At 72.2% G+C, this 25,242-nt stretch carries 26 protein-coding genes and 1 pseudogene; 20 read left to right on the top strand and 7 right to left on the bottom strand.

Annotation, left to right across the window (positions count from 1 at the left end; all coding sequences use genetic code 11):
- The 3 genes and pseudogenes from ABZ749_RS04825 to ABZ749_RS04815 all read right to left on the bottom strand — a co-directional run.
- Positions 1-1,515 (bottom strand): annotated as a pseudogene (locus tag ABZ749_RS04825) (hypothetical protein); the annotation flags it as partial.
- A 70-nt stretch (positions 1,516-1,585) separates the two neighbouring features.
- Positions 1,586-1,948: a hypothetical protein gene (locus ABZ749_RS04820; protein ID WP_053654782.1), complete on the bottom strand. Its 363-nt coding sequence runs from the start codon at positions 1,946-1,948 to the stop codon at positions 1,586-1,588.
- Positions 1,949-1,961: 13 nt separating this feature from the next.
- Positions 1,962-2,276 carry a hypothetical protein gene (locus ABZ749_RS04815; RefSeq protein WP_357202093.1) on the bottom strand — a complete coding sequence of 105 codons (315 nt, stop codon included), beginning with the start codon at positions 2,274-2,276 and terminating at the stop codon, positions 1,962-1,964.
- Between the two features lie 356 nt (positions 2,277-2,632).
- On the opposite strand from ABZ749_RS04815, the gene folP reads away from it, so the two are divergent.
- From folP to ABZ749_RS04780, 7 genes are all read left to right on the top strand, one after another.
- On the top strand, positions 2,633-3,529 hold the full coding sequence (gene folP / locus ABZ749_RS04810; protein WP_357222742.1) for a dihydropteroate synthase: 897 nt from the start codon (positions 2,633-2,635) through the stop codon (positions 3,527-3,529).
- Complete coding sequence (gene folB, locus ABZ749_RS04805) at positions 3,526-3,894, top strand: dihydroneopterin aldolase (RefSeq protein WP_357222739.1); 369 nt, start codon at positions 3,526-3,528, stop codon at positions 3,892-3,894. Before folP ends, folB begins: the two co-directional genes overlap by 4 nt.
- The gene (gene folK, locus ABZ749_RS04800; protein ID WP_357222735.1) at positions 3,891-4,418 is read left to right on the top strand and encodes a 2-amino-4-hydroxy-6-hydroxymethyldihydropteridine diphosphokinase; all 528 of its coding nucleotides are present in this window, start codon (positions 3,891-3,893) and stop codon (positions 4,416-4,418) included. The genes folB and folK overlap by 4 nt, the downstream gene beginning before the upstream one ends.
- Positions 4,419-4,437: 19 nt before the next feature.
- Positions 4,438-4,974, top strand: a complete 537-nt coding sequence (locus ABZ749_RS04795; protein ID WP_355005958.1) for a DUF3180 domain-containing protein — start codon at positions 4,438-4,440, stop codon at positions 4,972-4,974.
- Between the two features lie 119 nt (positions 4,975-5,093).
- Positions 5,094-6,308: an ABC transporter permease gene (locus ABZ749_RS04790; protein WP_357222732.1), complete on the top strand. Its 1,215-nt coding sequence runs from the start codon at positions 5,094-5,096 to the stop codon at positions 6,306-6,308.
- A 53-nt stretch (positions 6,309-6,361) separates the two neighbouring features.
- Positions 6,362-6,670: a hypothetical protein gene (locus tag ABZ749_RS04785; RefSeq protein ID WP_357222730.1), complete on the top strand. Its 309-nt coding sequence runs from the start codon at positions 6,362-6,364 to the stop codon at positions 6,668-6,670.
- Between the two features lie 53 nt (positions 6,671-6,723).
- A complete protein-coding gene (locus tag ABZ749_RS04780; protein ID WP_357222751.1) occupies positions 6,724-7,227 on the top strand; it encodes a hypothetical protein in 504 nt (167 codons plus the stop codon).
- 53 nt (positions 7,228-7,280) lie between these two features.
- Here ABZ749_RS04780 and ABZ749_RS04775 read toward each other — a convergent pair whose 3' ends face one another.
- Positions 7,281-8,258 carry an ATP-binding cassette domain-containing protein gene (locus tag ABZ749_RS04775; protein WP_357222728.1) on the bottom strand — a complete coding sequence of 326 codons (978 nt, stop codon included), beginning with the start codon at positions 8,256-8,258 and terminating at the stop codon, positions 7,281-7,283.
- Between the two features lie 29 nt (positions 8,259-8,287).
- On the opposite strand from ABZ749_RS04775, the gene ABZ749_RS04770 reads away from it, so the two are divergent.
- The 4 genes from ABZ749_RS04770 to ABZ749_RS04755 all read left to right on the top strand — a co-directional run bounded on the left by ABZ749_RS04770 (position 8,288) and on the right by ABZ749_RS04755 (position 12,638).
- A complete protein-coding gene (locus ABZ749_RS04770) occupies positions 8,288-8,974 on the top strand; it encodes an ABC transporter permease (RefSeq protein ID WP_091403225.1) in 687 nt (228 codons plus the stop codon).
- Positions 8,971-9,711: an ABC transporter permease gene (locus ABZ749_RS04765; protein ID WP_355005954.1), complete on the top strand. Its 741-nt coding sequence runs from the start codon at positions 8,971-8,973 to the stop codon at positions 9,709-9,711. The genes ABZ749_RS04770 and ABZ749_RS04765 overlap by 4 nt, the downstream gene beginning before the upstream one ends.
- A 200-nt stretch (positions 9,712-9,911) precedes the next feature.
- Entirely contained in the window at positions 9,912-10,916 is a 1,005-nt protein-coding gene (locus ABZ749_RS04760) for a glycine betaine ABC transporter substrate-binding protein (RefSeq protein ID WP_357222726.1), read from the top strand.
- A 108-nt stretch (positions 10,917-11,024) separates the two neighbouring features.
- Positions 11,025-12,638 carry a hypothetical protein gene (locus ABZ749_RS04755; RefSeq protein ID WP_357222724.1) on the top strand — a complete coding sequence of 538 codons (1,614 nt, stop codon included), beginning with the start codon at positions 11,025-11,027 and terminating at the stop codon, positions 12,636-12,638.
- An 18-nt stretch (positions 12,639-12,656) separates the two neighbouring features.
- Here the strand turns inward: ABZ749_RS04755 and ABZ749_RS04750 are convergent, their stop codons facing one another.
- Both ABZ749_RS04750 and ABZ749_RS04745 read right to left on the bottom strand, forming a co-directional pair.
- Positions 12,657-13,844, bottom strand: coding sequence for an NADH-quinone oxidoreductase subunit D (locus ABZ749_RS04750; protein ID WP_355005951.1), 1,188 nt, complete (start codon positions 13,842-13,844; stop codon positions 12,657-12,659).
- Positions 13,841-14,791, bottom strand: a complete 951-nt coding sequence (locus tag ABZ749_RS04745) for an SAM-dependent methyltransferase (protein ID WP_357222748.1) — start codon at positions 14,789-14,791, stop codon at positions 13,841-13,843. Before ABZ749_RS04745 ends, ABZ749_RS04750 begins: the two co-directional genes overlap by 4 nt.
- 659 nt (positions 14,792-15,450) lie before the next feature.
- Here ABZ749_RS04745 and ABZ749_RS04740 point away from each other — a divergent pair.
- The 7 genes from ABZ749_RS04740 to ABZ749_RS04710 all read left to right on the top strand — a co-directional run bounded on the left by ABZ749_RS04740 (position 15,451) and on the right by ABZ749_RS04710 (position 22,248).
- Positions 15,451-16,404, top strand: a complete 954-nt coding sequence (locus ABZ749_RS04740; RefSeq protein ID WP_357222745.1) for a Rossmann-like and DUF2520 domain-containing protein — start codon at positions 15,451-15,453, stop codon at positions 16,402-16,404.
- Between the two features lie 55 nt (positions 16,405-16,459).
- Positions 16,460-17,308, top strand: coding sequence for a pantoate--beta-alanine ligase (panC, locus tag ABZ749_RS04735; protein ID WP_357222722.1), 849 nt, complete (start codon positions 16,460-16,462; stop codon positions 17,306-17,308).
- 46 nt (positions 17,309-17,354) lie between these two features.
- Entirely contained in the window at positions 17,355-17,783 is a 429-nt protein-coding gene (gene panD / locus ABZ749_RS04730; protein ID WP_357222720.1) for an aspartate 1-decarboxylase, read from the top strand.
- 96 nt (positions 17,784-17,879) lie between these two features.
- Positions 17,880-18,776, top strand: a complete 897-nt coding sequence (locus ABZ749_RS04725; RefSeq protein WP_357222718.1) for a septum formation family protein — start codon at positions 17,880-17,882, stop codon at positions 18,774-18,776.
- 108 nt (positions 18,777-18,884) lie between these two features.
- On the top strand, positions 18,885-20,579 hold the full coding sequence (locus ABZ749_RS04720; RefSeq protein ID WP_357222716.1) for an L-aspartate oxidase: 1,695 nt from the start codon (positions 18,885-18,887) through the stop codon (positions 20,577-20,579).
- Positions 20,576-21,472 (top strand): carboxylating nicotinate-nucleotide diphosphorylase, encoded by an 897-nt coding sequence (nadC, locus tag ABZ749_RS04715; RefSeq protein ID WP_357222714.1) that lies wholly within the window; start codon positions 20,576-20,578, stop codon positions 21,470-21,472. The genes ABZ749_RS04720 and nadC overlap by 4 nt, the downstream gene beginning before the upstream one ends.
- A 17-nt stretch (positions 21,473-21,489) precedes the next feature.
- Positions 21,490-22,248, top strand: a complete 759-nt coding sequence (locus tag ABZ749_RS04710) for a type III pantothenate kinase (protein WP_355005943.1) — start codon at positions 21,490-21,492, stop codon at positions 22,246-22,248.
- A 35-nt stretch (positions 22,249-22,283) separates the two neighbouring features.
- Here the strand turns inward: ABZ749_RS04710 and ABZ749_RS04705 are convergent, their stop codons facing one another.
- The gene (locus ABZ749_RS04705; protein ID WP_357222712.1) at positions 22,284-23,024 is read right to left on the bottom strand and encodes a class I SAM-dependent methyltransferase; all 741 of its coding nucleotides are present in this window, start codon (positions 23,022-23,024) and stop codon (positions 22,284-22,286) included.
- Positions 23,025-23,112: 88 nt separating this feature from the next.
- On the opposite strand from ABZ749_RS04705, the gene lysS reads away from it, so the two are divergent.
- Together lysS and ABZ749_RS04695 are read left to right on the top strand one after the other, a co-directional pair.
- Positions 23,113-24,621 (top strand): lysine--tRNA ligase, encoded by a 1,509-nt coding sequence (lysS, locus tag ABZ749_RS04700; RefSeq protein WP_357222710.1) that lies wholly within the window; start codon positions 23,113-23,115, stop codon positions 24,619-24,621.
- A 112-nt stretch (positions 24,622-24,733) separates the two neighbouring features.
- Positions 24,734-25,078, top strand: a complete 345-nt coding sequence (locus ABZ749_RS04695; RefSeq protein WP_036392792.1) for an Lsr2 family protein — start codon at positions 24,734-24,736, stop codon at positions 25,076-25,078.
- Positions 25,079-25,242 lie beyond the last annotated feature (164 nt).

The following is a 25,242-nucleotide window of genomic DNA, read 5'->3' as shown; positions in this document are numbered from 1 at the left end:
CAAGTGATGTTCCACAGTTGTGAACGAGTACCAGCGCCCGTCGGTCACGGGGGAGAGGGTGCTCGGCGGCGACATGCACAGCGCCACCGAGCGGTAGAGCAGCCATTCCAGCTCCTGGGCGGTGACCCGTCGGCCGCGCATGCCGAATGCCCCGAGCACCTCGTCGAACTGTTCGACGGTGCGGCCGAGCTTGCGGCGCTCGCCATCGGCGGTGCCTCGCCCGAAGGTGCGCAGCAGCCGCTCGGTGAGCGAGTCGCCGAGGGAACGCCGGGCGAAGGTGACACCGAGGTAGGTCTGGCCCTCGGCGTGGTTGACCGCCATCAGGTGGCGTTGGGCGGCGACCAGGTGGTCGGCCCAGCCGGTGGTGCCGGGAACGTCGGGCAGGGGTGCCGCCGTGTGCGTGTCGATGGTGCGAGCCCACTCGTCGGCGGGAAACGGCCGGGTGGTGCGGCGCAGGTGCAGTCGGAAGCCGGCCAGGCCGGCGTACTGCTCGGAGATCGCCGACAGCAGCGCCTCGCGTTCGGCGTCCGGCCGGAACGCCCAGCGGACCTCGGGCAGCCAGTACCAGGCGGTGACGGTGTTCGGTGTGAAGGTGAGGTGGCCGGCGATCTCGGTGATGGCCAGTTCGACCGACGGATCCCGATCCCCGAATTTGATCTTCGGAGCGCGAACCCGGGTCGGCTTGATCGGTCGGTCCGGTCGGCTCGCCGTGCGCTGTCGGGGTGCGGCGACCTCCTTACCGGGGGCCGCGGTGCCGGTGCTCCTGGGTCGGTCCGGGTCGGTGGCCCGACGCGCCGTGCGCTCGAGAGCTGGCCGATTCGCAGATGTGATCATCCCCGGCTGCTCCGGCGGAGCCGTGGACCGGCTGGCGGCCGTCGGCTGGGGCTGCGCCTGAGCCGCCGGCGCCGCTGGGGGGCGGCCACTCGGCGCGGTGCTGGCGGGTCGGCGGGCGGGGCCGGCGGTCGCGGACGGACCGCCGGCGGACGGACCGGGCTCATCAGACGGACGCCCCATCGGCCGTCGATCCCCGGCCTGATGCGGCACCCGGGACTCGCTGGCCGGGTGGCCGCCCCCGTGTCGTGGGTCGACGGGCAGGCCACCGTTGTCGGCGGGGGTCCACGGTGGCTCGAGCTCGGGAACCGCGCGAGCGGGTGCCGGGCCGGCGGTTGGTGGCGGCTGATGCGGGATCGCCGGCTGCTCGCGGGTGCTCGGGCCGGCCGTGACGGCTCGCGCCGCGCCGGGTCGCCCTCCGCCGCCGAAGAGGTCCAGGAAGGGGGAGTCGATGTCGGCGTTCTCGCCGGCCGACACGGCGGTGGGCTCGGCCGGTGGCGTCCGGCGGGGAACCGGGCGGGGTGCCTGGAACACGCCGACGGCACCGTGGCCGGGTGACGTCACCAGTGCGGGGTCGAGGGCAACCTCGTCCTCGTCCTCGATGTAGTCGAACGAGTGCGCACGGTGACCGACCGGTGCGCCAGGGCGGCCGGCCGGGGAGCCCGGCGTGGAGGAGCGGCTCATGCGATCGCCTCGGCGGCTGTCGGCAGACCCATGCCCGCGTCCTGCGACGGGCCGTTCGACATACGTCCGGTCATGCCAGTTCCTCCCGAATCCTGATCCGGCTGCCGACCAGGCGCGGATCGCGCTGCTCGACCGCCGGCTCCCGGGTGCGTCGCCAGTCGGTCAGCGCGGTGCGGATGACCACCCGCGCCGGCCGATCGGGGTCGACGTGCCGGAAGATGAACGACGTGGTCACGATGGCGAGCGCGATCTCCCAGGCGGGGAAGAGCTCGACCGTCAACGTGAACAGCCAGTGGATGAACATGTAGAGGGGGACCAGCAACATGAAGAGCCCGTACTGGGCGTAGGGCAGGTGGACCGGAAGGGTGTAACCGGGCGGCCCGAGGTAGACCAGGCGGGCCCGGTAGATGTCGTCGTCGGTGCGCAGCCGCATGTGGTGAACGCGCCTATTCGAAGATCAGGTCGATCAGGTAATCGCCGACGAAGAAGAGTGTTGCCGCGCCCGCGATGAAGGCGAGCCCGACGATGGCGATCGCGGAGCTGGTCAGCACCTTGGAGATCTCGCCTCGGCTGGCACGGCCGATGAAGATGACGCCCAGGACGGCGAGCAGGATCGGCGCGATCTTGCTGGCGAAGAAGGTGACGACACCGTTGGTGTCGATCCCCTTCGGTGCCGGCTCCGCGAGTGGAGTCGACGCCAGGGTGGAGAGCGCGTGGGCGACGCCGGACGACGCCGTCTCCATGAGCTCGTAGGCGATCACTGGAACCTCCCCATAGCGCGGCCGGCGATGCCGCGGCGGTGCAATAGGCAAGCCTGGCGGGAAAAGTGCTCCACAGGGCATGGCGTTCTTGACCCTGTGTTCGTTACTCACCACGGAGGGTGGCGAGGTTTGGGCGGATTTTCCCCGCTTCGGCCCTCCCTCCAAGCTTCGCCATCTCGATGCTGGCCAATTCCAAAGCGTACGGGCCGCCCCGGATTGCGACAAGCCGCGAAGGGGCTGCCCGATACTGCCCGGATGACCGATCGTACACCTGTTCTAATCGGCACGTCAGGGGTAGTGGTGTGGGGCCCACCCGGGTCGCTGGGCGCCGCCGCCGCGACCGGTACCGTCTAGTCGTGACCGATCTGGTGCGGGCTTCGGGCCCGGTGGTGATGGGCGTCCTCAACGTCACACCGGACTCCTTCTCCGACGGCGGACGGTACGCCGACCTGGACGCCGCCGTCGGACACGGCGTCCGTCTACGGGACGCCGGAGCGCACCTGGTCGACATCGGTGGCGAGTCGACCCGTCCGGGTGCCGCGCGGATCGACGCCGAGACCGAGGTCGAGCGGGTGTTGCCGGTCATTCGCGAGCTGACCGCCGCCGGTGTGGCGGTCAGCGTCGACACCAGCCGCGCGCGGGTCGCGGAGGCCGCCCTGGCCGCCGGCGCGGCGGTGGTCAACGACGTCTCCGGTGGCCTGGCCGACCCGGACATGGCCCGGGTGGTCCGCGACGCGCACTGCCCCTGGGTGCTGATGCACTGGCGAGGGCACTCCCGTGCCATGCGCGACCTGGCCACCTACACGGACGTGGTGGCCGACGTCCGGGCCGAGCTGTCCCAACGGATCGACACGGCGCTGGCCGCCGGGGTGGCCGCCGACCGGCTCATCGTCGACCCCGGGCTCGGCTTCGCCAAGACGGCCGCGCACAACTGGGAGCTCAGCGCCCGCCTGCCGGAGTTGCTGGATCTCGGCTACCCGCTGCTCTTCGGGGCGAGCCGCAAGTCGTACCTCGGTGGGTTGCTCGCCGCCGCGGACGGCACGCCGCGACCGACCGCCCAGCGGGAGGCGGCCACCGTGGCCACCAGTGTCCTGGCGGTCGCCGCGGGCGCCTGGGGCGTACGCGTGCACGACGTGCGGGCCACCGCCGACGCGCTCGCCGTCTGGGCGGCGACCGGCAGCCCTCGCCTGGCCGTGCCGTCGCACGACAGGAAGTTGACCCAACACGATCACGAGCATGGGGTACGGCGATGACGACGGACCGGATCCAGCTGACCGGCCTGCGGGCGCGCGGCCGGCACGGGGTGTACGACTTCGAACGCGTTCAGGGGCAGGACTTCGTGGTCGACGCCGTCCTGGAGCTGGACCTAGGCCCAGCCGCCGCCAGTGACGACGTTGCCGCCACGGTGCACTACGGCGAGCTGGCCGAACGCCTGGTCGCGGTGGTGACCGGCGAGCCGGTCAACCTGATCGAGACCCTGGCGGACCGGCTCCTCGCGGTCTGCCTGGCCGACGTTCGGGTCGACGCCGCGACGATCACAGTGCACAAGCCCGAGGCACCGGTGCCGCACACCTTCACCGACGTGGCCGTCACCATGACCCGGGCGCGTAACCGGTGACCCGGGCGGTTCTCTCGCTCGGCAGCAACCTGGGCGACCGCCTGGAGCACCTGCGCACGGCCGTCGCCACCCTCGGCGACGCGGTGCTCGTGCTCTCCGGGGTGTACGAGACTCCACCGTGGGGCGACACCGATCAGCCCGCGTACCTCAACGCGGTGGTGCTCGTGCAGGACGAGAGCGCAACCCCGCGCGACTGGCTGGAACGGGCCCGCGACGCGGAGCGCGCGGCCGGCCGGGTCCGTGACCCGCAGCGGCGGTTCGGGCCGCGCACCCTCGACGTGGACGTGATCGCGGTCTGGGGTGACGACGACGAGCCGGTGCTCAGCGACGACCCGGAGTTGACCCTGCCGCACCCCCGGGCGCACCTGCGCGCCTTCGTGCTGCGTCCGTGGATCGACATCCAGCCGTACGGACGGCTGCCCGGCCACGGCTGGCTGACCGACCTGCTGACCACCGGCCCTGCGGCGGACGGGGCGTTGGAACTGCGTCCCCGGCCGGAGTTGGCGTTAGAGTCGACGGCATGACCGAGCGGAACCGGCCGGCATGACGCAGGCGAAGCCCCCACCCCGCGGGTCGGGCCCGGACGGGTCGCGGATGGGTCCCACCCGGATCTCGACCCTGGTCGTGGCCGGCCTGGCTGCGGCGGCGGTGGCCTGGCTGCTGATCAGCACCCTCTACTACAGCGGGATTCCCCGGCTGCCCTGGTTGCCGGTGGTGACGCTGGCCGGGCTCGCCGTGCTGGAGGCGTACGCCGCGATCAACACCCGGGGCCGGATCGAGCGCAAACCGGGTCGGGAGCCGGTCAATCCGCTGTTGGTCGCCCGCTTCGTGGTGCTGGCCAAGGCGTCGGCGCTGGCCGCCGCGATCTTCGCGGGCTTCTACGCGGGGCTCACCGGCTGGCTCTTCGTGGAGACCACCCGGGCCGCCCTGGACGATCGACCGGCCGCCGGCGGAGGCCTGCTCGCCTCGCTGGCACTGGTCGGCGCCGCGCTCTGGTTGGAGCGCTCCTGCCGGGTGCCGGAACGCCCGGACGACGAGCACGAGCAGGACCCGCGGGAGAGCCGCCCCGGCCAGCGCTGAGCAGGGGGTTACGCCCGGCTGCGGTCGCGGGTACGGTGCCTGCGATCGGGGAGCAAGGGCCGCCCAGGGTCCGTCCGTGCGCCGGACTGGGGGCGGTCGGCCACTGGGGAGGCGGCGTCATGGGTTACGAAGAAGCGGGCCGGGACCGGTCGGCCGAACCCTCTTCCGGGGTGCCGGCCGCCGTTCTGGACAACGTCTTCGACGATCCCACCCACGGTGAGCCTGGCCGGGATCGGATCGGCGTACACCTGGGGTGGGAGCTGCTGCTGCTGGCCGGGCTGGCCGCCGTGAGCTGGCTGCTCTGGCGGGAGGATCCGGCCGCTGTGCGCGACGAGAACCTGCGCACGCTCCTGATCGACGCGGTCGGGCTGGGGTTGCTCGCACTGGCCGCAGGGTTGAGCCTGCGGACTGCCGCGCCGAACCTGGCCGTCGGCCCGATCGCGGTAGCCGCCGCCCTGCACTACGCCGAGCAGGGTGACCGGGGTCTGCCGGCTTCGCTCGGCCCGGCCGTGGCGGTCGCCGCGGTGGGCGGGCTGGCGCTGGCGCTGGCCGTGGTGGTGCTGCACGTGCCCGGCTGGGCGGCCAGCCTGGCCGGCGCCGCCGCCGTGGTGGTGTACATCGAACGCCGATCGGCGCCCGTGCTGGTGCAGGGCGACTACGACCCCAGCGGTAGCGCCGGTTACCTGTTCGCCGGGTTCGCCGCGGTGGCCGTCCTGGGTGGGCTGTTCGGCGCGATCCGGGCGATCCGTCGGCTCGTCGGCCGATACCGACCGATCGCCGATCCGGCCCGTCGGCGGGGCGCGGTGGCCGCCGTGGTGACCGCCGCCGCGCTTGTCGTCTCCACCGTGCTGGCCGCTCTGGCCGGCATGCTGCTCGCCGCCAACGACCCCGGGCCGGTGGCGCCCACCTCGGGGCTGGACTGGACGGTGCTGGCCGTCGGCGTGGCCCTGCTCGCCGGCACCAGCGCGTACGGCCGCCGGGGCGGTGTGTTCGGCACGCTGTTGGCGGTCGGCCTGGTCACCGTCTTCCAGGTGTACGCGTCGGAGCGCGGCTGGACGCTGAGCAACTGGGTGGTCGGTGGGGCCGCGCTCGGCGTCGGGTTGCTGGCGACTCGGCTGGTCGAGACGCTCGGGCGGCCCCGACCGGGCAGGCCCGAGCGGCCCGAGCCGGTCAGCGACGGCACGATCAGCTCGGGCTGGACCACGCCGCAGCCGCAGTCCGTCGACAACTGGCCGCCCACGCTGCCGACCCAGGCCGCGCCGCAGCCGATCGACCCGTGGCGGGATCCGCGGTGGGAGGACGGCCCGCGACGGTGGGACACCGACGAGCGGTGAGCCGCGTCGCGTCCGCCGAGCCGGAGCTGATCTCGACCGTTAGGCTCGGCGACATGACCGACTCACCTGCCGCCACCCCGGGCGGAACCTCGTTCGAGGAGCTTGACGCGCTGTCCACCGAGGAGTTGCGGGAGCGGGCGTTCGCCCGGGCCCGGGACCATCGGGACGTGGGCTTCTTCTGGTCGGTGCTGCGCCACCTGCCGAACGCGGACGAGGCAACGGTGCTGGATGGCGCCCCGAACTCGATCGGCCCGACGATCGACGAGGCCAACGCGCTGTGGCGGGAGCTTACCGGTCACGGCTACGAGGAGTCGGCGCCGCTGCTGCGGGCCGCCTTCATCGACTACCTGATGAAGCACTGAGCCGCTCGGGGCAGCCCAGGTCCGCCCGAGCCACCGGTTCGGGGCCTGGGCGGATCGCGTCGCTGGTCCACCGTTCCGGCCCGGTCAGCCGCTACGGCACGGCCGCCGGCACCGGCGCGCTCGCCGTGTTGCTGCTGGTCGGCATCTGCGGCAGTCCGGCGTACACCGGTTGGGCCGTCACCCTGACCGACCCGGATTCGGCCGGGGCCTTCTACGCGCGCCTGCTCGCCTGGCCGGCCTGGCGGCTCGACGCGGACGGGCAGGCCGGCGGGTTGTTCGCCGCCGACCTGCGAGCCGTGCTGCTGGTGGTCCTCGCCGTGGCGCTGCTCTACCTGTTGCCCGCCGCCCAGGTCGCCCGGGTGCCCGGCCCGGTCAGCCAGTTCTTCTCCGGCTGGGCCGCGTACGTGCTGGCTGGCGGGTTGGCCGCGGTGCTGGCGGCGCTGCTCGGCCCGGAACCGTCACTGCTCGGCGCGCTGCAGGACGCCAGCACCGGTGCCGGTTACGGCTTCCTCACCGGGTGGATCATCGGCATCGCCAGCCTCGGCGGTCGCGCCTGACCAGGCCGAGGCGAGGTCGGGCACGGCTGTCGTCCGGACCCGGCCGGGGCGGGTCAGCTGGTCGGGCGGCCGAGGTCGAGGAGGCGCTGCCGGCTGAGCGCGCCCACCGGCCGGCCGGCGTCGGTCACGAGGAGCCGGTCCCGGCCCGAGGTGAGCAGGACCGCCAACGCGTCGTACGCCGAGCCGTCCACGGCGACGGTGGGCAGGTCCGGTGCGGCGTCCTCGGGCACCGGCTCCAGCGTCTCCCGGTCGAGCGGGGTGACCGCCAACCGGCGGATGCCCCGGTCGGCGCCGACGAACTCGCGTACGAACGCGGTGGCGGGTGCGCCGAGCAGCGCGGCAGGGGTGTCGTACTGCTCCAGGTGCCCGCCCTCGGAGAGGACGGCGATCCGGTCACCGAGTCGGACGGCCTCGTCGAGGTCGTGGGTGACCAGCACGATCGTCTTGCGCACCTCGGCCTGGAGGCGCAGGAACTCCTCCTGGAGGCGGGCCCGGACGATCGGGTCGACGGCCGAGAACGGTTCATCCATCAACAGCACCACCGGGTCGGCGGCGAGCGCCCGGGCCACTCCGACCCGCTGCCGCTGGCCACCCGACAGCTCGTGCGGGTAGCGACCGCCGAACTCGGCCGGGTCCAGCCCGACGAGGTCGAGCAGCTCGTCGACCCGGGCCCGGGTCTGGCCCTTGGGCCAGCGGAGCAGGCCCGGCACGGTGGCCACGTTGGCCCGCACGGTCTGGTGTGGAAAGAGGCCGACGTTCTGGATCACGTATCCGATTCGACGGCGCAGTCGCACCGGGTCGACGTTCGTGACGTCCTCGTCGCCGAGCGTGATGCGACCGGCGGTCGGTTCGATCAGGCGATTGATCATCCGCAGCACCGTCGACTTGCCGCAGCCGGACGGGCCGATCAGCACCACCAGCTCGCCGGCCCGGACCTCCAGGCTGAGGTCCCGGACCGCTTCGGTGCCGTTCGGGTAGCGCTTCTGGATGCCCTCCAGGGAGATCGACGCCGCGCGAGGGGATTGGGTCACGTCGGCAGCCTCCGGGGTAACGTCCACGTATGTCCTTCCGCCTGAGCTACCGGGCCGACCCGGGTAACCCCTGGTTCTCCTGGCAGTACGTGCGGGACAACTCTGACACGATCCTCGCCGCGGTGCGCGAACACGCCTCCCTCACCGGGCGAGCGGTGTTGATCGCGGTGTTGATCGCCCTGCCGTTGTCCGTGTTGGCGTACTGGGTCCGTCCGCTCGCCGGTCCGATCCTCGCTGTCAGCGGGGTGGTCTACACCATCCCGTCGTTGGCGCTCTTCGCGTTCATCGCCCCCTACCTGGGCACCGGTGCGACCACGGTGCTGGTCGGGCTGGTCCTCTACGCGCTGCTGCTGATCGTGCGCAACGTGGTGGCCGGTCTCAACCAGGTGCCCCCGGAGGTTCGCGAGGCCGCCGAGGGCATGGGTTACGGCCGCTGGAGGAGGCTGTTCCGGATCGACCTCCCGCTGGCGTTGCCGGGCATCGTGACCGGCGTACGGCTGGCGACCGTCTCGACGGTGGCGTTGGTCACAGTCGGGGTGCTGGTCGGGCACGGCGGCCTCGGGCAGCTCATCTTCGCGGGCTTCCAGAACAACCTCTACAAGGCCGAGATCATGACGGCCGCACTGCTCTGTGTTGCGCTCGCGGTCGTGCTCGACCTGTTGCTCATCCTGGTCGCCCGACTGGTGACCCCCTGGTCCACCCGGAGGGCACGGTGACCGTCGCGGAGAACCCGATCGGGCAGGCCGTCACCTGGATCAACGACCCACTGAACTGGACCAACCCCGGCGGCATGCTGGACCGGCTCGGCGAGCACCTGACGATCTCCGCCCTGGCCGTGGCGCTCGGCTGCCTGGTGGCCTGGCCGCTCGGGCTCTGGTTGGGGCACCTCGGGCGAGGTGGCGGCCTCGTGGTGCTGATCTCCAACGCCACCCTGGCCATCCCCACCCTGGCGCTGCTGACCATCCTCCCGGTGGTCTTCGCCAGCGGCTTCGGGAAGACACCGGTCGTGGTGGCGCTCGCCGTCTTCGCCGTGCCCCCGCTGCTGGCCAACGCGTACACCGGGGTGCGGCAGGTGGACCCGGAGGCCCGCGACGCGGCCCGGGGGATGGGCCTGTCCAGCACGCAGCTGTTGCGCCGGGTGGAGTTGCCGCTCGCGGTGCCCTATCTGGCGGCCGGCTTCCGCACCGCGGCGGTCCAGGTGATCGCGACCGCCGCGCTGGCCTCCTTCGTCAACGGCGGCGGCCTGGGCCAGATCATCCGGACCGGCTTCGGCATCGGAATCGCGGCCGGCGGCGGGCAGATCGTCGCCGGTGGTGTGCTGGTGGCCGGGCTCGCGCTGCTGGCCGAGGTGGTCCTCGGCGGCGTCGAACGGCTTGTCACCCCCAAGCCGCTGCGGCGTGGGCGGCAGCGCCTAGGGCGGCCCCGGGCCGCCGACGCGACCGGGAGCGCCTGACCCGTCCGGGTGAGCCCGCGTCGAGCTGGCGACCCGCAGCCGTCAAATCGGTGACGATGGGGTGACGAAGTCCATCCCAAGTTGTCGGTCGGTTCCGGAGCATGTTGGGTGGACATTCGCGGGCGGCCGACAGTCAGGATCGCCCGTCGGACACGCGGCCGGCCCGGGACGGGCCGCGCCGGGACACGGAAGGCGGGCTCATGCGCGCACGTACACGCCTGGCGATCGGGGCGGTCAGCGCCGTCGCCGGGGCAGCACTGCTCACCGGCTGCGGTGACGCCGGCTCGTCCGGCACCGACGCACCCCAGACGAGCGCCTCCGGCGCCGGGTGCGCCCCGGTCGCCGGCCAGCAGCTCATCGCTCTGCAGGACGACAAGAAGCTCCAGAACTCCGACAACGTCATCCCGGCGGTCAACAGCAAGGCGGCCAACCCGCAGCTGATCGCCGCACTGGACAAGGTCTCCGCAGCACTCGACACCCCGAAGCTGATCCAGCTCAACAAGGCCGTCAACGAGGACCGCAAGACCCCCAAGGTGGCGGCCGAGGAGTTCGCCAGCGCGAACAACCTCACCGCGGGCATCGCCAAGGGCCCGGGTGGCGACATCACTGTGGGCGCCGGCAACTTCGCCGAGAGTCAGATCCTGGGTGAGCTGTACCGGATCGCGCTCAACGCCGCCGGCTACCAGGTCAAGGTGCAGCAGATCGGCAACCGGGAGCTCTACGCGCCGGCTCTGGAGAAGGGCGAGATCCAGGTCGTCCCGGAGTACGCGGCGACGATGGCCGAGTTCCTCAACACCAAGGCCAACGGCCAGAACGCCCAGCCGATCTCCTCGCCGGACATCAACACGACGGTGACCGCGCTGAAGACCGAGGGCGACAAGGCCGGCCTCACCTTCGGCACCCCGGCCGCCGCACAGGACCAGAACGCCTTCGCGGTGACCCAGGCCTTCGCCGACAAGTACGGCGTGCGGACCCTCTCCGAGTTGGCGGCGAAGTGCTCCGGCAGCGCGACAGTGCTGGGTGGCCCGCCGGAGTGCGAGCAGCGTCCGTTCTGCAAGCCGGGCCTGGAGAAGACCTACGGGCTGTCGGTCGGCAAGTTCTCCTCCCTGGACCAGGGCGGGCCGCTGACCAAGAGCGGGCTCCGCGACGGTTCGATCAGCGTGGGTCTGATCTTCTCGTCGGATGGCGCCTTCGCCACCAGCTGAGCCCTTTTCGCACGTGCTGAGGACGCCCCCGCCCCGACCGGGCGGGGGCGTCCGCGCGTCCGGGGACCCCGTTCCCTCCGCTGGATATCGTGGGTAGGCTGCACATCCATGCCAGCCCCGGCCACCTCTGACGCCCGGCGTCAACCAACGCTGCTGACCATGCTCTTCTGGGCGGGCGTCGCTCTCGCGCCGGTGGCGGCGCTGATCCTGCTGGTGGCCGACGGCAATGGCCCGTTGCGTTTCGCTGCGGTGCTCGCCATCCTCGCGGTGGTGCTGATCGGCCTCTCCATCGCCTTGCGGCCCGACAACGAGGGCGCCTCGGCGCGGACCGACGAGTTGCTGGACGAGATCGAGGAGCTGCGTCGGGAGTTGCGCGGCGAGATCGTGGCCGCCGCCCAGCGCGGTAACCAGGCACTCGACCAGGCGCAACGGGCCCATGAGGGGATCGCTGCGGTGCGCCGCCGTCTCGACGCCAGTGGTGCCGCCCCCGCCGGTGCCGCCCCCGCCGTCGAGCCCGCAGGCGTCGCACGGGCCCGGGTGGCTGCCGTCGAGCCGCCGGTGGACGACACGCCGGTGGCCCGTAACCGGGCCGACGCGCCGGCCGGCCGCGCCCGGGTTTCCGGCCCCGACGACGCGCCCCGGTGGGGGCGCCCCGGGCACCCGGACGACGACGAGCCGGCGTACGCCCGGGAGGCCCCCGAGCAGCCCGCCGCCGGCATGTACGGCGGGGAACGACCGGCCGCCACCGCGTACGGCTCAGCTCGCCCCCGGGAGCACGACCGCCCCGAGGCGGCACACCGGCCGGGTGGAGTGGTCCGGCACACCGAGACCGTGCACGTCACCACCCGACACACTGTGGTGGACGGCGGCCCGGCCGAGCCGGCCGGGCGCTACGGCGGCGGGTACGCCGGTCAGTGGACCCCACCCGCTCAGGAGTGGACCCGGGGCCGCGACGCCGATCAGCCCTCACGCCCTGCCGGCCGGGCGAGGAGCGAGCCGGAGCAGCACCCCCGAGCCGGGTACGGCGACGAGGCGGGCTGGCCGGGCCGCCGCGACGAACCGGAGTGGACGGATCGGCGCGACGCGTACGCCCATTCCGACGAGCCAGCCCCGCCCGCCCGGTCACACCGCAGCCCGGAGAGGCCGGCGGCGGAATCCTGGGACAGCCCGGACGATCGGGGCTGGTCGGAGCAGCGCGACCGGGCGGGCGCCCCGGCGCCGCAGGCCGGGCCGCCGTTGCGGGCCGACGACACCGGCGAGTACTGGTCTCAGCTGCGGGCCGGTGACCGGTGGGCTGCCGTCCGCGACGACGAGAACGGTCGGGAGCTGCGCGTCGGCGAACGTCGGGCCGAGGTGCACGCCGACGCCACCGGCACCGAATACCGGGTGGCCGACCGCTGGGCCGCCGTCCGTCACGAGGAGCCGCGCAGTCACGAGGAGCCGCGCCGTCACGAGGACGCTGGCCGCTACGAGGACGCCGGCCGGTATGAGGAACCGCGCCGCCACGACGGTGGTCGGCGGGCCGAGCCGGAAAGGCCCGCGCTGCCGGTGGGCGGTGTGCCGATGCCGGACGAGTGGCGCCCACCGCGCCAACGCGGCCACCAGGCGGAACCCGCGCCCGAACGGACCGGCCGGCGGCGGGTCGACGAGCGTTACGGCTACCCACCGCAGGACGACGTGCCGCGTGCCGGGGGCGCGCCACCAACCGACCGCTGGCGGTGACCGGTCAGGCGGCTCCGGTCACTTGTCGATGTCGCCGACCACGAAGAACATCGAGCCGAGGATCGCGATCAGGTCGGGGACCAGGCAGCCGGGGAGCAGGGTGGCCAACGCCTGCACGTTCGCGTACGAGGCGGTGCGCAGCTTCAACCGCCACGGCGTCTTCTCACCCCGCGACACCAGGTAGTAGCCGTTGATGCCGAGCGGGTTCTCCGTCCAGGCGTACGTGTGCCCCTCCGGCGCCTTGAGCACCTTCGGCAGCCGGGTGTTGATCGGCCCGGTCAACCGGTCCACCCGGTCGAGGCACTGCTCGGCGAGGTCCAGTGACGCGTACACCTGGTCGAGCAGTACCTCGAAGCGGGCGTGGCAGTCCCCGGCGGTCTTGGTGACCACCGGCACGTCCAGCTCGTCGTAGGCCAGGTAGGGGTCGTCGCGGCGCAGGTCCAGGTCCAGCCCGGACGCGCGGGCCACCGGCCCGGACGCGCCGAACGCGGCGGCGTCCGCGGCGGACAGCACGCCCACGCCGACGGTGCGGGCCAGGAAGATCTCGTTACGCCGGATCAGGTGGTCCAGGTCGGGCAACCGGCGGCGTACCTCGCCGATCGCCGCGCGGGCCCGCCCGGTCCACCCGTACGGGACCTCTTCCTTGAGGCCACCCACCCGGTTGAACATGTAGTGGATCCGGCCACCGGAGACCTCCTCCATCACCGCCTGGATGGTCTCGCGTTCCCGGAAGGCGTAGAAGATCGGCGTGATCGCCCCGATCTCCAACGGGTACGAGCCGAGGAACATCAGGTGGTTCAGCACCCGGTTCAGCTCCGCCAGGGCCATCCGCAGCCAGGTGGCCCGCTCCGGCACCTCCATGCCCATCAGGCGTTCCACAGCGAGCACCACGCCCAGCTCGTTGGAGAACGCCGAGAGCCAGTCGTGCCGGTTGGCCAGCACGATGATCTGCCGGTAGTCACGCACCTCGAAGAGCTTCTCCGCGCCCCGGTGCATGTAACCGACGATCGGTTCACAGGCGACCACCCGCTCGCCGTCGAGCACCAGCTTCAACCGCAGCACACCGTGGGTGGAGGGGTGCTGCGGACCGATGTTCAGCACCATGTCGGTGCCGAGTTGCTGATCACCGGTGCCGGGGATCAGCCCGGCCCCGGTGCCGACGGTCAGTTCACGGAGGTCCCCGGCGTCGGTGGTCATGCCCGTCATCGTGCCACGGCCGACCCGAGCGGGATGCCGACCGGCTGGCGCAACCACCAGTGCCCACCGAGCCCGGCCGGGTCGGTCAGCTCGGCCACCGTCGACGCGGCGGCCAGCGCCCGCACGTAGCCGACCGGGTCGGTGCCGGCCAGGCTGAGCGGTGGTCGCCCGCCGTCGGCCCCGAGCGCCCGCAGCGCCTCCCGCTGCAGGGCCAGGGAGTACGCGCACCGGGCGACCGCCGCACCAGCGGAGGCGACCGAGTCCATGGCCACGTGCGCTGTGACGTCACTCGACCCGTCAGGCACCGGAGGCACCTGCCGCCCACCCCGGTACCCGGTCAACGTCCCGTCGACCGGCCTCTCGTCGCGTAGGTGCCCGTAGTCAACGGCAACCGCCAGCCCTCGGCTGATCTGTCGCACCGCGTTGGCCCAGGCTTCGTCCCGTGGTCTGCCGATCTCTGCGCGGTGGTCGCTGTGGGGGGTTTCGGGGCAGCTCGGCCGGCTCCGGGCGGTCAGGCTTGATCCCTGCGCCGGCCGGGCTGCCCCGAAACCCAACTCGCTGTCGCTTGTCGCGCCCGTCCAGGTCACCCCCGGATTCGGGGCGCCGTCCGTACTCGGCGAGGTCGCGGAGCTGGGCCACCAGGTGGTCAACCAGTCGAGATCAGCCGGGCTGACCAGCTCACCAATCGATTCGGCACCACTCTCCGGGTCGACCAGCACGTATCGCCAGCCATCTTCGGAATGCACTGCCACGTCGAGGGGGACGTTGTCCAGCCACTCGGTGGCGAGCAGCACCCCCGTGATCCCGGCGGGGATCTCAGACACCCAGTTGATTTCTTCGGGCAGGTTTTCGGGGCGGTTCGCGTACTCGACGGCTGTGAAGCGGACGCGTTCGGCGAGCGACGGAGGGACGGCGGCCAACGACGGCCCGCCGGGTGCCGGACGGGCGGAGGCCATGGAGGTCAGGGTTTCCGGGGAGCCCGACCACGCAGGGATCAAGCCTGACCGCCCGGAGTGGGCGGGCTCCCCGGAAACCCCCACCGCGAGCCCGGTGGGACTGTGAGCGAGCCCGGTGGGACTGTGAGCGAGCCCGGTGGGATCGTGAGCAAGCCCGGCGAGCGCCCGTAGCAGCTCGCCCCGACCCGCCCCCATGTCGACCACGTCGAGCCGCGCCGGGTGCCCGAGGGCCGCGTCGACCTGGGTGAGCAGGCGCAGCAGCGCGGTGGCGAAGGCCGGGGAGGCATGCACGCTGGTGCGGAAGTGACCGGCCGGGCCGGTGCCGGCGACGAAGAAGCCGCCCGGCCCGTAGAGGGCTCGGCTCATCGCGTCTCGCCAGGCGATCGACATCAGTTCACTCCGAATGCAGCGGGCGCGGCGCACGGTGATCAGGTGATGAAAAGTAGGTCAGAATAGCTCCGGTTACCTACTTTTCAGCACTTGATCATGGGTGCAGGGGGAACGCGCTGGTCTGGGGCGGTCGGGGACGGTGGCGAAGGGCACTTGCGGGGGTGGTGAAGGTTTTCACACATGCTTGTCCGGGTTCGGTGGGCCGGGCGCATACTTGCGATCGACCGGTACCCCTTCTCGAGGACTGGATCATCGACATGAGCGCACCGATGCGCCCGCGTTCGGCCGCCCCGCAGGGGCCCGCCGTTCTCGGTGCCTCCGCCACTCCCCCCACTTCCCGTCTGCTCACCGTCGGTGTCATTGGCGCCGGTCGGGTCGGCGCCGTGCTGGGCGCCGCGCTCGCCGCCGCCGGTCACCGGGTGGTCGCCGTCTCCGGCAGTTCCGGAGCCAGTCGCGCCCGCCTCGCCCTGCTGTTGCCCGAGGTGCCCCGTCGCCCGGTCGCCGCCGTGGCCCACGCCGCCGCCGACCTGCTGCTGATCGCGGTGCCGGACGACAGGCTGGCCGGTGTGGTGACCGACCTCGCGGAGCGGGGCGCGCTGCACCCGGGCCAGATCGTCGCGCACACCTCGGGGGCTCACGGCCTGGCCGTGCTCGGGCCGGCCGTCGCGGCCGGCGCCCGGCCACTCGCCCTGCACCCCGCGATGACCTTCACCGGTACGCCGGACGACCTGACCCGGCTGGACGGCATCTCGTACGGGGTGACCGCCCCGGCGGAGCTGCGCCCACTGGCTGCCCGACTGGTCACCGACCTCGGTGGCGTGCCCGAGTGGGTGGCCGAGTCGGACCGGCCGCTCTACCACGCCGCGCTGGCGCACGGCGCGAACCACCTGGTGACCCTTGTCAACGAGGCGGCCGACCGGTTGCGGGACGCCGGGGTGTCCCGGCCGGAGAAGGTGCTGGCCCCGCTGCTGCGGGCCGCCCTGGAGAACGCGCTGCGGCTCGGTGACGACGCGTTGACCGGTCCGGTCTCCCGTGGCGACGCGGGCACCGTGCAGCGGCACCTGGCCCGGTTGGCGGCCACCGCACCGGAATCCGTCCCCGCGTACCTGGCGTTGGCCCGTCGTACCGCCGACCGGGCTATCGCCGCCGGCCGGTTGCGGCCGGTGGACGCGCAGTCGCTGCTCGGCGTGCTGGCCGACAGCGGTCGGGAGGTGGCCGCGTGAGCGCGAGGAGTGAGCCGATCCTGCGAGCCCCGCAGTCGCGAACGGACGTGTCGCTGTGACCCAGGTGGTGCACACGCGCGCCGAGTTGGCCGACGCCCGGGCCGGGCTGAAGGGCACTGTCGGGGTGGTGATGACCATGGGTGCGCTGCACTCCGGCCACGAGACGTTGCTGCGCGCGGCCCGGGAACAGGCCGACCACGTGCTGGTTACGGTCTTCGTGAACCCGTTGCAGTTCGGGCCGAACGAGGACTTCGACCGTTACCCGCGCACCCTTGAGGCCGATCTGGAGGTGTGCCGGCGGGCGGGCGCGGATCTGGTCTTCGCCCCGTCGGTGGCGGACATGTACCCGGACGGTCAGCCCCGCGTACGCCTCGATCCGGGCCAGCTCGGCGGCGAGCTGGAGGGGGCGAGCCGCCCCGGCTTCTTTCACGGGGTGCTCACGGTGGTGCTGAAGCTGCTCCAGCTCACCCGGCCGGACCTGGCGTTCTTCGGCGAGAAGGACTACCAGCAGCTCACCCTGGTCCGGCGGATGGCCCGCGACCTGGACGTGCCGGTCGAGGTGGTCGGCGTACCGACCGTTCGGGAGCCGGATGGGTTGGCCCTTTCCAGCCGCAACCGTTACCTGAGTGAGCCGGAGCGGGCCGCCGCGCTGAGTCTGTCCGCCGCGCTTCGGGCCGGCGCGCAGGCCGCCGACGACGGCCTGGACGCGGCTGCGGTGCTGACCGCCGCGCACGCCGCGTTCGGCGCCGGTACGCCCGGTGCCCGCCTCGACTACCTGGTGCTCACCGATCCCGAGTTGGAACCGGGGCCGGTGGCTGGGCCGGCTCGGCTGGTGATCGCCGCCTGGGTCGGCGCCACCCGGTTGATCGACAACGCGGCGATCCATCTCGCCCCGCGCCCCTGACCCGGCCGTACCACCCGCCACCGAATACCCGCGAAAGGCCACTCCGATGTTGCGGACCATGCTCAAGTCGAAGATCCACCGAGCCACGGTGACCCAGGCCGACCTGCACTACGTCGGTTCGGTGACCGTGGACGAGGATCTGCTCGACGCCGCCGACCTGCTCCCCGGCGAGCAGGTGGCGATCGTGGACATCACCAACGGCGCCCGGCTGGAGACGTACGTGATCCCGGGTGAGCGGGGCAGCGGCGTGATCGGCATCAACGGCGCCGCCGCGCACCTGGTGCACCCCGGCGACCTGGTGATCCTGATCTCGTACGGGCAGATGGACGACGCCGAGGCCCGGATGTACCGGCCACGGGTCGTGCACGTCGACGCCGACAACCGGGTGATCGAGTTGGGTACCGATCCGGCTGCGGCGGCGCCTGGCACGGCCGGTGCCCCGGTGCCCAGCCCGTTGGCCGTGTCCGGAGTCTGATCCCCCGTACCGTGATTCCGGTCTGTTACCGGAAGGTCATTTCCGGTTACCCTGGGCACGCTGGCGGAAGCCGGTCGGTGGCTGGGGGAGGCCGCGATGAGCCGTGCCATGACGACCCTGTTCGCCGCTGCCGTGACGGCAGTGCTGCTGGTGGGCTGCGCCGGGTCCGGCGGCCTGGACGGTGATCTGACCGACGACTGGGCGGCGTTGCCGGTGCCGTCGGCGTTCACTCCGGCCGCCGGTGTGTGTCACACCGCCGACTTCACCGATCTGGTCAGCCTGGCCAGTTATGAGCCGGTGGACTGCGCCGGGCCGCACCGTTTGGAGACGGTGCACGTCGGGGCTTTCCCGGCCGAGCGGGCGGCCGCTCCGGCGGGTGGTTCGGCCGAGCTGCGGGGTGCGTTCGCCGAGTGTGACACCCGGGCGACCCGCTACGTGGGTGACGAATGGCGGTCCGGCCGGCTGCGGCTGTCAGTGGCGCTGCCCAACGGGCCGGGGTGGGCGGCGGGTTCCCGGTGGTTCCGCTGCGACCTCACCGAGCTGACCACCGTCGAGGCGGCGGCGACAGTGGTGGTCCGGTCGGGCAGTCTGCGGGACGCGTTGAAGGGGCCCACCGGGCTGCGCCTCGGTTGTCAGCAGACCCGCGGTGGGGCCGGCCGGGGTGTGCAGACGCTGACCCCGGTGGAGTGCGGTAAACAGCACGACGCCGAGTTCGTCGGGGTGTGGCGCGCACCGGACCTGGCGTACCCGACCCGGGACGCCGACTGGCTGCCGCTCTACACGGGTTGTCGTAGTGTCCTGGCCCGGTACGCGGGCGTACCTGACGACGCCACGTTGCGCTTCCGCAGCGGTGTGGTGGTCCGTCCGCCGGGGGTGGGGCGTTGGAAGGTCGGTGATCGGGGCGTCCGCTGCTATCTGTGGCTCAGCGACCGTACGGTGACCGCCTCGCTGAAGGGCGCGGGCCCGGCTGGTCTGCCGGTCCGGACGAAGTGACCACGGCCTGACGGTCGGCGCGGCGCGGCGCGGGACGGACGGGGTCGCCCAAAACACTCGTCCCGCCCCCGCCGCCCCGGGCGAGGATGGTTCGGGTTGACTGGGGGGATGGACCTTCCGACCGTCGACCTGCCTGCCCTGCCCGCGCTGCTGGCCGCGCCCGCGCCCGGGTGGGTGGAGACCACCGACGTGATCGTGGTGGGTTCCGGCGTCGCCGGGTTGACCGCGGCGCTGCACCTGCGGGAGGCCGGCCTGCACGTCACGGTGGTCACCAAGGTCAACATTGACGACGGCTCGACCCGGTGGGCGCAGGGTGGCATCGCCGCCGTGCTCGACCCGGCCGACACCCCGGCGGCGCATGCCCGGGACACCGAGGTCGCCGGGGTCGGGCTGTGCGACCCGGCGGCGGTCCGGGTGCTGGTCGAGGAGGGCCCGACCCGCCTGCGTGAGTTGATCCGGATCGGCGCCGAGTTCGATCGGCACCCGGACGGCTCGCTGATGCTGACCCGCGAGGGCGGGCACCGGGCGGACCGGATCGTGCACGCCGGCGGCGACGCCACCGGCGCGGAGGTGCAGCGGGCCCTGCACGCCGCGGTGCAGCGCGACCCGTGGATCCGGCTGTTCGAGCACGCCCTCGTGCTGGATCTCCTGCGCGCGCCGGGCGACGGTCCGGACGGGCTCGGCCCGGCCTGCGGGATCACCCTGCACGTGTTGGGTGAGGGCAGCGAGGACGGCGTCGGCGCGCTGTTGGCCCGTGCCGTCGTGCTCGCCACCGGTGGCATGGGGCAGATCTTCTCGGCCACCACCAACCCGGCGGTCTCCACCGGGGACGGGGTGGCGCTGGCGCTGCGGGCCGGCGCGGCCGTGACCGACGTGGAGTTCGTCCAGTTCCACCCGACTGCCCTGATCACCCCGTCCGGCGCGGGGGTGCCCGGGGCGGGGCACGCGCAGCAGCCGCTGGTCTCGGAGGCGTTGCGCGGCGAGGGCGCGTACCTGGTGGACGCGGACGGCAAGAGGTTCATGGTGGGCCAGCACGAGTTGGCCGAGCTGGCACCCCGGGACGTGGTGGCCAAGGGCATCCACCGGGTGCTGCTGGCCACCGGCGCGGACCACGTCTTCCTCGACGCACGGCACCTGGGCGGCGATTTCCTGGCCGGTCGGTTCCCCACCATCGTGGCGTCCTGCCTGGCGATCGGCGTGGACCCGGCGACCGATCTGATCCCGGTGGCGCCGGCCGCCCACTACGCCTCCGGCGGGGTTCGGACCGACCTGCGCGGCCGTACCTCCATCCCGGGCCTGTACGCCTGCGGCGAGGTGGCCTGCACGGGTGTGCACGGCGCGAACCGGCTGGCCAGCAACTCGTTGCTGGAGGGTCTGGTCTTCTCCCGGCGGATCGCCGAGGACATCGCGGCCGGCCTGCCCGAGCAGGCCCAGCCGGCGGAGACCGGCGCGTGGCGTGGCGGGACGGGTTGGGTGCTGCCCGCGGAGGTGACGCCGACCCTGCAACGGGCGATGACCCGGGGGGCGGGGGTGCTCCGATCCGCGGCGACGTTGGCCGGGACGGCCGGCACGTTGACCGACCTGGGCGTGGCCCGGGGCCGGCCGCGTACCGCCGACTGGGAGGCGACGAACCTGCTCACCGTGGCGTCGACGCTGGTCGCCGCCGCGTACGCCCGTGGTGAGACCCGGGGCTGCCACTGGCGGGAGGACTTCCCGACGGCCGACGAACGGTGGCTGGGCCATCTGGTCGGTGCGGTCGGGGCGCAGGGCCGGGTGACGCAACAGTGGGAGGGAAACTCGTGATCGAGTCGACGGAGACGGCGTTGCGGGCGGCCGGGTTGGATCCGGCGCACGTACGGCAGGTGATCGAGGGCGCGCTGGTGGAGGATCTGGGCCCGGATTTCCTGGACGTCACAAGCGTGGCCACCATTCCGGCGGATCAGACCGACACCGCCGACCTGGTGGCTCGCGCGGACGGGGTGTTGGCCGGGATGGCGGTGGCCGCTGCCGTGTTCGAGCTGGTGGGCGAGGTGAATGGCTTCGGTCGTACCGTCGAGGTGTCGGTGCTGGCCCGCGACGGCGAGCGGGTGGCCCGCGGCGACGTGCTGGCGACGGTGAGCGGCCCGACCCGGCTGCTGCTGACGGCCGAGCGGACGGCGCTCAACCTGCTCTGCCGGATGTCCGGGGTGGCCACCCACACCCGCGCCTGGGCGGACGCGCTGGCCGGCTCGAAGGCGATGGTGCTGGACACCCGCAAGACGACGCCGGGCCTGCGGGCGCTGGAGAAGTACGCGGTGCGGGCCGGCGGCGGCACCAACAAACGGATGGGCCTCTACGACGTGGCCATGATCAAGGACAACCACAAGCTGGCGGCCGGGGGCATCACCGCTGCATTCCGGCGGGTCCGGGAGGCTTTCCCGGAGGTGCCGGTGCAGGTCGAGGTGACCACAGTCGACGAGGCGGTGGAGGCGGTGGAGGCCGGCGCGGACTTCCTGCTCTGCGACAACATGACGCCGGAGGTGCTGGCCGGGGCGGTGGCCGCGGTGGGTGACCGGGCCGAGTTGGAGGCGACCGGCGGGCTGACCCTGGAGGTGGCCGGCCGGTACGCGGCCACCGGCGTGGACTTCCTCTCGGTGGGCGCGCTGACGCACTCGTCGCCGATCCTGGACATCGCGCTGGACCTGCGCAGCGAGTAGTTGTCTAGGCTGCGTTCGTGCTGCTCTGCATCGACATCGGAAACACCAACACCGTGCTGGCGACCTTCGACGGCGACAAGCTGGTGCACTCCTGGCGGATCAAGACCGATGCCCGCTCGACGGCGGATGAGCTGGGCCTGATGTTCCGGGGTCTGCTCGCCGGGGACAACGTCGAGATCACCGGTGTGGCCGCCTGCTCGACCGTGCCGGCGGCGCTGCGGTCGTTGCGCACCATGCTCAGCCGTTACTACGCGGAGGTGCCGAGCGTCGTCGTCGAGCCGGGCGTGCGGACCGGCGTGCAGTTGGCGATCGACAACCCCAAGGAGGTGGGCTCCGACCGGGTGGTGAACACCCTGGCGGCGTACACCCTCTACGGCGGTCCGTCGATCGTTGTGGACTTCGGCACCACCACCAACTTCGACGTGATCAGCGAGCGTGGTGAGTTCCTCGGCGGCGCGTTCGCCCCGGGCATCGAGATCTCCTTCGACGCGCTGGCCGCCCGGGCCGCGCAACTGCGCAAGGTCGAGGCCACCAAGCCCCGCTCGGTGATCGGCAAGAACACCGTGGAGTGCCTCCAGGCCGGCCTGTACTTCGGCTTCGCCGGGCAGGTGGACCGGATCGTCGAGCGGATGACCGAGGAGTTGGGCGAGGTGCGGGCGGTGATCGCCACCGGCGGCCTCGCCTCTCTGGTGATCAACGAGTGTCGCAGCATCACTCACCACGAGCCGATGATCACCCTGATCGGTCTGCGGATGGTCTACGACCGCAACACCTGACCCCGGCCGCCGTCGGGCCGGCCTCCGTGCGGGCGTCAGCGCCGCCGGGCGCGCAGCACCAGCGTCCGGTACGGCAGTTCGATGGTGTCCCGCCCAGCCAGGGCGGGGTGCGTGTTCAGGAGGTCGGTCAGCTCCCGCTCGACCCGCCGCTGATCGTCGGCGGAGGCGGTGAGCCAGTACGAGCGGGTGCGGACCATGCCGAGCAGCTCGTCCGGGGTGAGCGTGGTGCGGTGCGTGAACTCGCGCTTCTCGACGGCGTCGAACGCGGGGCCGAAGTCGGGGCGCTCGCCGAAGACCCGGCTGGTCGACTTGTCCCCGAAGTGGGCGATGCGACCCAGCTCGGCCACCCAGTCGACGCTGCCGTCCCGGATGTTCCAGATGGGGGCGAAGGTGCCGCCGGGGCGGAGCACCCGGGCGATCTCGGCGTGCGCGGGCCCCCGGTCGAACCAGTGGTACGCCGTCCCCACCAGCACCGCGTCCGCCGTCGCGTCGGGCAGCGGCATGGCCTCGGCGCTGCCCGCCAGCGCCGTCGTGCCCGGGGTGCTGGCGGCGAGCTGCGCCCGCATCCCCGGATCGGGCTCGACCGGTACGACCTCGTGACCCATTGCCAGCACAGCGCGGGTCAGGATGCCGGTGCCCGCCGCGAGATCGACCACCCGGGCTTCGCTCAGCCCGTCGAGTGCCCAGCTGACCGCAGCCTCGGGATAGCGTGGCCGAAACCGGTCGTAATCACTCGCAGCGACACCGAACGACAGGGCGTGAGTGTGATCGACCATGACGGGCAGGTTATCCCGTAACGGCCTCAGGCACGCTTGAGTACGCTCGGCCCTGACCCCCTGTATCTCCGTGACGAGGAAGCGTGCCGTGACCGAGCAGAACCCCGTGCCAGTGGACCCCGCCGACGACCTTCCCGAGCAGATGAAGGTCCGCCGGGAGAAGCGGGACCGGATGCTCGCCGAGGGCGTCGAGCCGTACCCGGTCGGCTTCCCCCGCACGACGACCCTGGCGAAGATCCGGGCGGCCTACGCCGACCTGCCCACCGACACCGCGACTGGCGACCAGGTCGCTGTCACCGGCCGGGTGATCTTCGTACGCAACACGGGCAAGCTCTGCTTCGCCACCCTCCGGGACGGCGACGGCACCGAGTTGCAGGCGATGCTCTCACTGGACCGGGTCGGGCCGGAGCGGCTGGAGGCGTGGAAGCGCCTCGTCGACCTCGGCGACCACGTCGGCGTCACCGGCGAGGTGATCACCAGCCGTCGGGGTGAGCTGTCGGTGTTGGCCCAGCAATGGGAAATGACCGCCAAGGCGTTGCGACCGTTGCCGGTTGCCCACAAGCCCCTCTCCGAGGAGGCACGCGTCCGGCAGCGTTATGTCGACCTGATTGTCCGGCCGCAGGCACGGGAGATGGTACGCACCCGGGCAGCCGCGGTGCGCAGTCTGCGCGATTCACTGCACGGGCAGGGCTTCATCGAGGTGGAAACGCCGATGTTGCAACTGCTGCATGGCGGCGCGACGGCCCGACCGTTCGTGACCCACAGCAATGCGTTGAACACCGATCTGTATCTGCGAATCGCTCCCGAACTGTTTCTCAAGCGCGCTGTGGTCGGCGGCGTCGACCGCGTCTTCGAGATCAACCGCAACTTCCGTAATGAGGGTGTCGACTCTTCGCACTCGCCGGAGTTCGCGATGCTGGAGACGTACCAGGCGTACGGGGACTACGACACGATCGGCGAGCTGACCCGTAATCTCGTGCAACAGGCGGCCATCGCGGTGAGCGGTTCGACGGTGGTGACCCACGCCGACGGGCGGGAGTTCGACCTGGGTGGTGAGTGGCGGTCGGTGACACTCTTCGGCGTGCTTTCCGAAGCGCTCGGCGAGGAGGTCACGGTCCGCACCGACCGGACCCGTCTGGTGGAGTACGCGGACAAGGTGGGATTGGCGGTCGACCCGAAGTGGGGGCCGGGCAAGCTGGCCGAGGAACTGTTCGAGGAACTGGTCGTTCCCAGCCTTGAGGCACCCACCTTCGTGCGGGACTACCCGGAGGAGACCAGCCCGCTCACCCGAGGCCACCGCAGCGAGCCGGGTCTGGCCGAGAAGTGGGACCTCTACGTGCTCGGTTTCGAGCTGGGCACCGGGTACTCCGAGCTGGTCGACCCGATCGTGCAGCGGGAGCGGCTGGTGGCCCAGGCGCAGCTCGCGGCTCGCGGCGACGACGAGGCGATGCGTCTCGACGAGGACTTTCTTCGGGCGATGGAGTACGGAATGCCGCCGGCCGGCGGTATGGGAATGGGAATCGACCGCCTCTTGATGGCCCTGACCGGCCTCGGAATTCGGGAAACGATCCTCTTCCCGTTGGTCCGCCAGGAGTAGTCCCGTCCGCTCGTACGCCGAGCCGTAACCGGAGCCTATTGACGCGACGAGCAGCGCGGGGGTTATTGTGCTCTCGTTAGCAGGAGCACCCTGCTCGAAAGGAATGTGGGACGTGGCCAAGCAGATCATTCACAAGCTGGTCGATGACCTGGACGGCGGGGACGCGGACGAGACCGTCAAGTTCGCCCTCGACGGCGTTCAGTACGAGATCGACCTGTCGAGCGCCAACGCCGCGAAATTGCGCGATGCATTTGCGTCGTACGTGGGTGCCGGCACCAAGGTCGGCCGCGGCGGTGTCGTGATCGGTGGGCGGGCTGCCCGCGGTCGGGGTGGCGCGACCGCCGATCGGGAACAGAACAAGGCGATCCGGGAGTGGGCCAAGAAGGCCGGCAAGGACATCTCGGACCGGGGTCGTATCCCGCAGGAGATCGTGGACGAGTTCCACGCGAAGCGCTGATCAGTCAGCAGCTTGGTGGCGAGCCGCCACCGCAGGCGACACCGACGCCGGGCCGGAGGAGTCCTCCGGGCCGGCGTCGCCGTATCCGGACGGCGTCATCGTGCCCGTTCGGGGCCGGGAAGCATTCCGGGCCGACCGGCGTTGTCCACAACCAGTGGAACAGC

Source organism: Micromonospora sp. NPDC047753, from assembly GCF_040642735.1.
Lineage (GTDB): Bacteria > Actinomycetota > Actinomycetes > Mycobacteriales > Micromonosporaceae > Micromonospora.
Note: the sequence above shows the minus strand (reverse complement) of the source record. Positions and strands in the feature narration are given on the sequence as shown.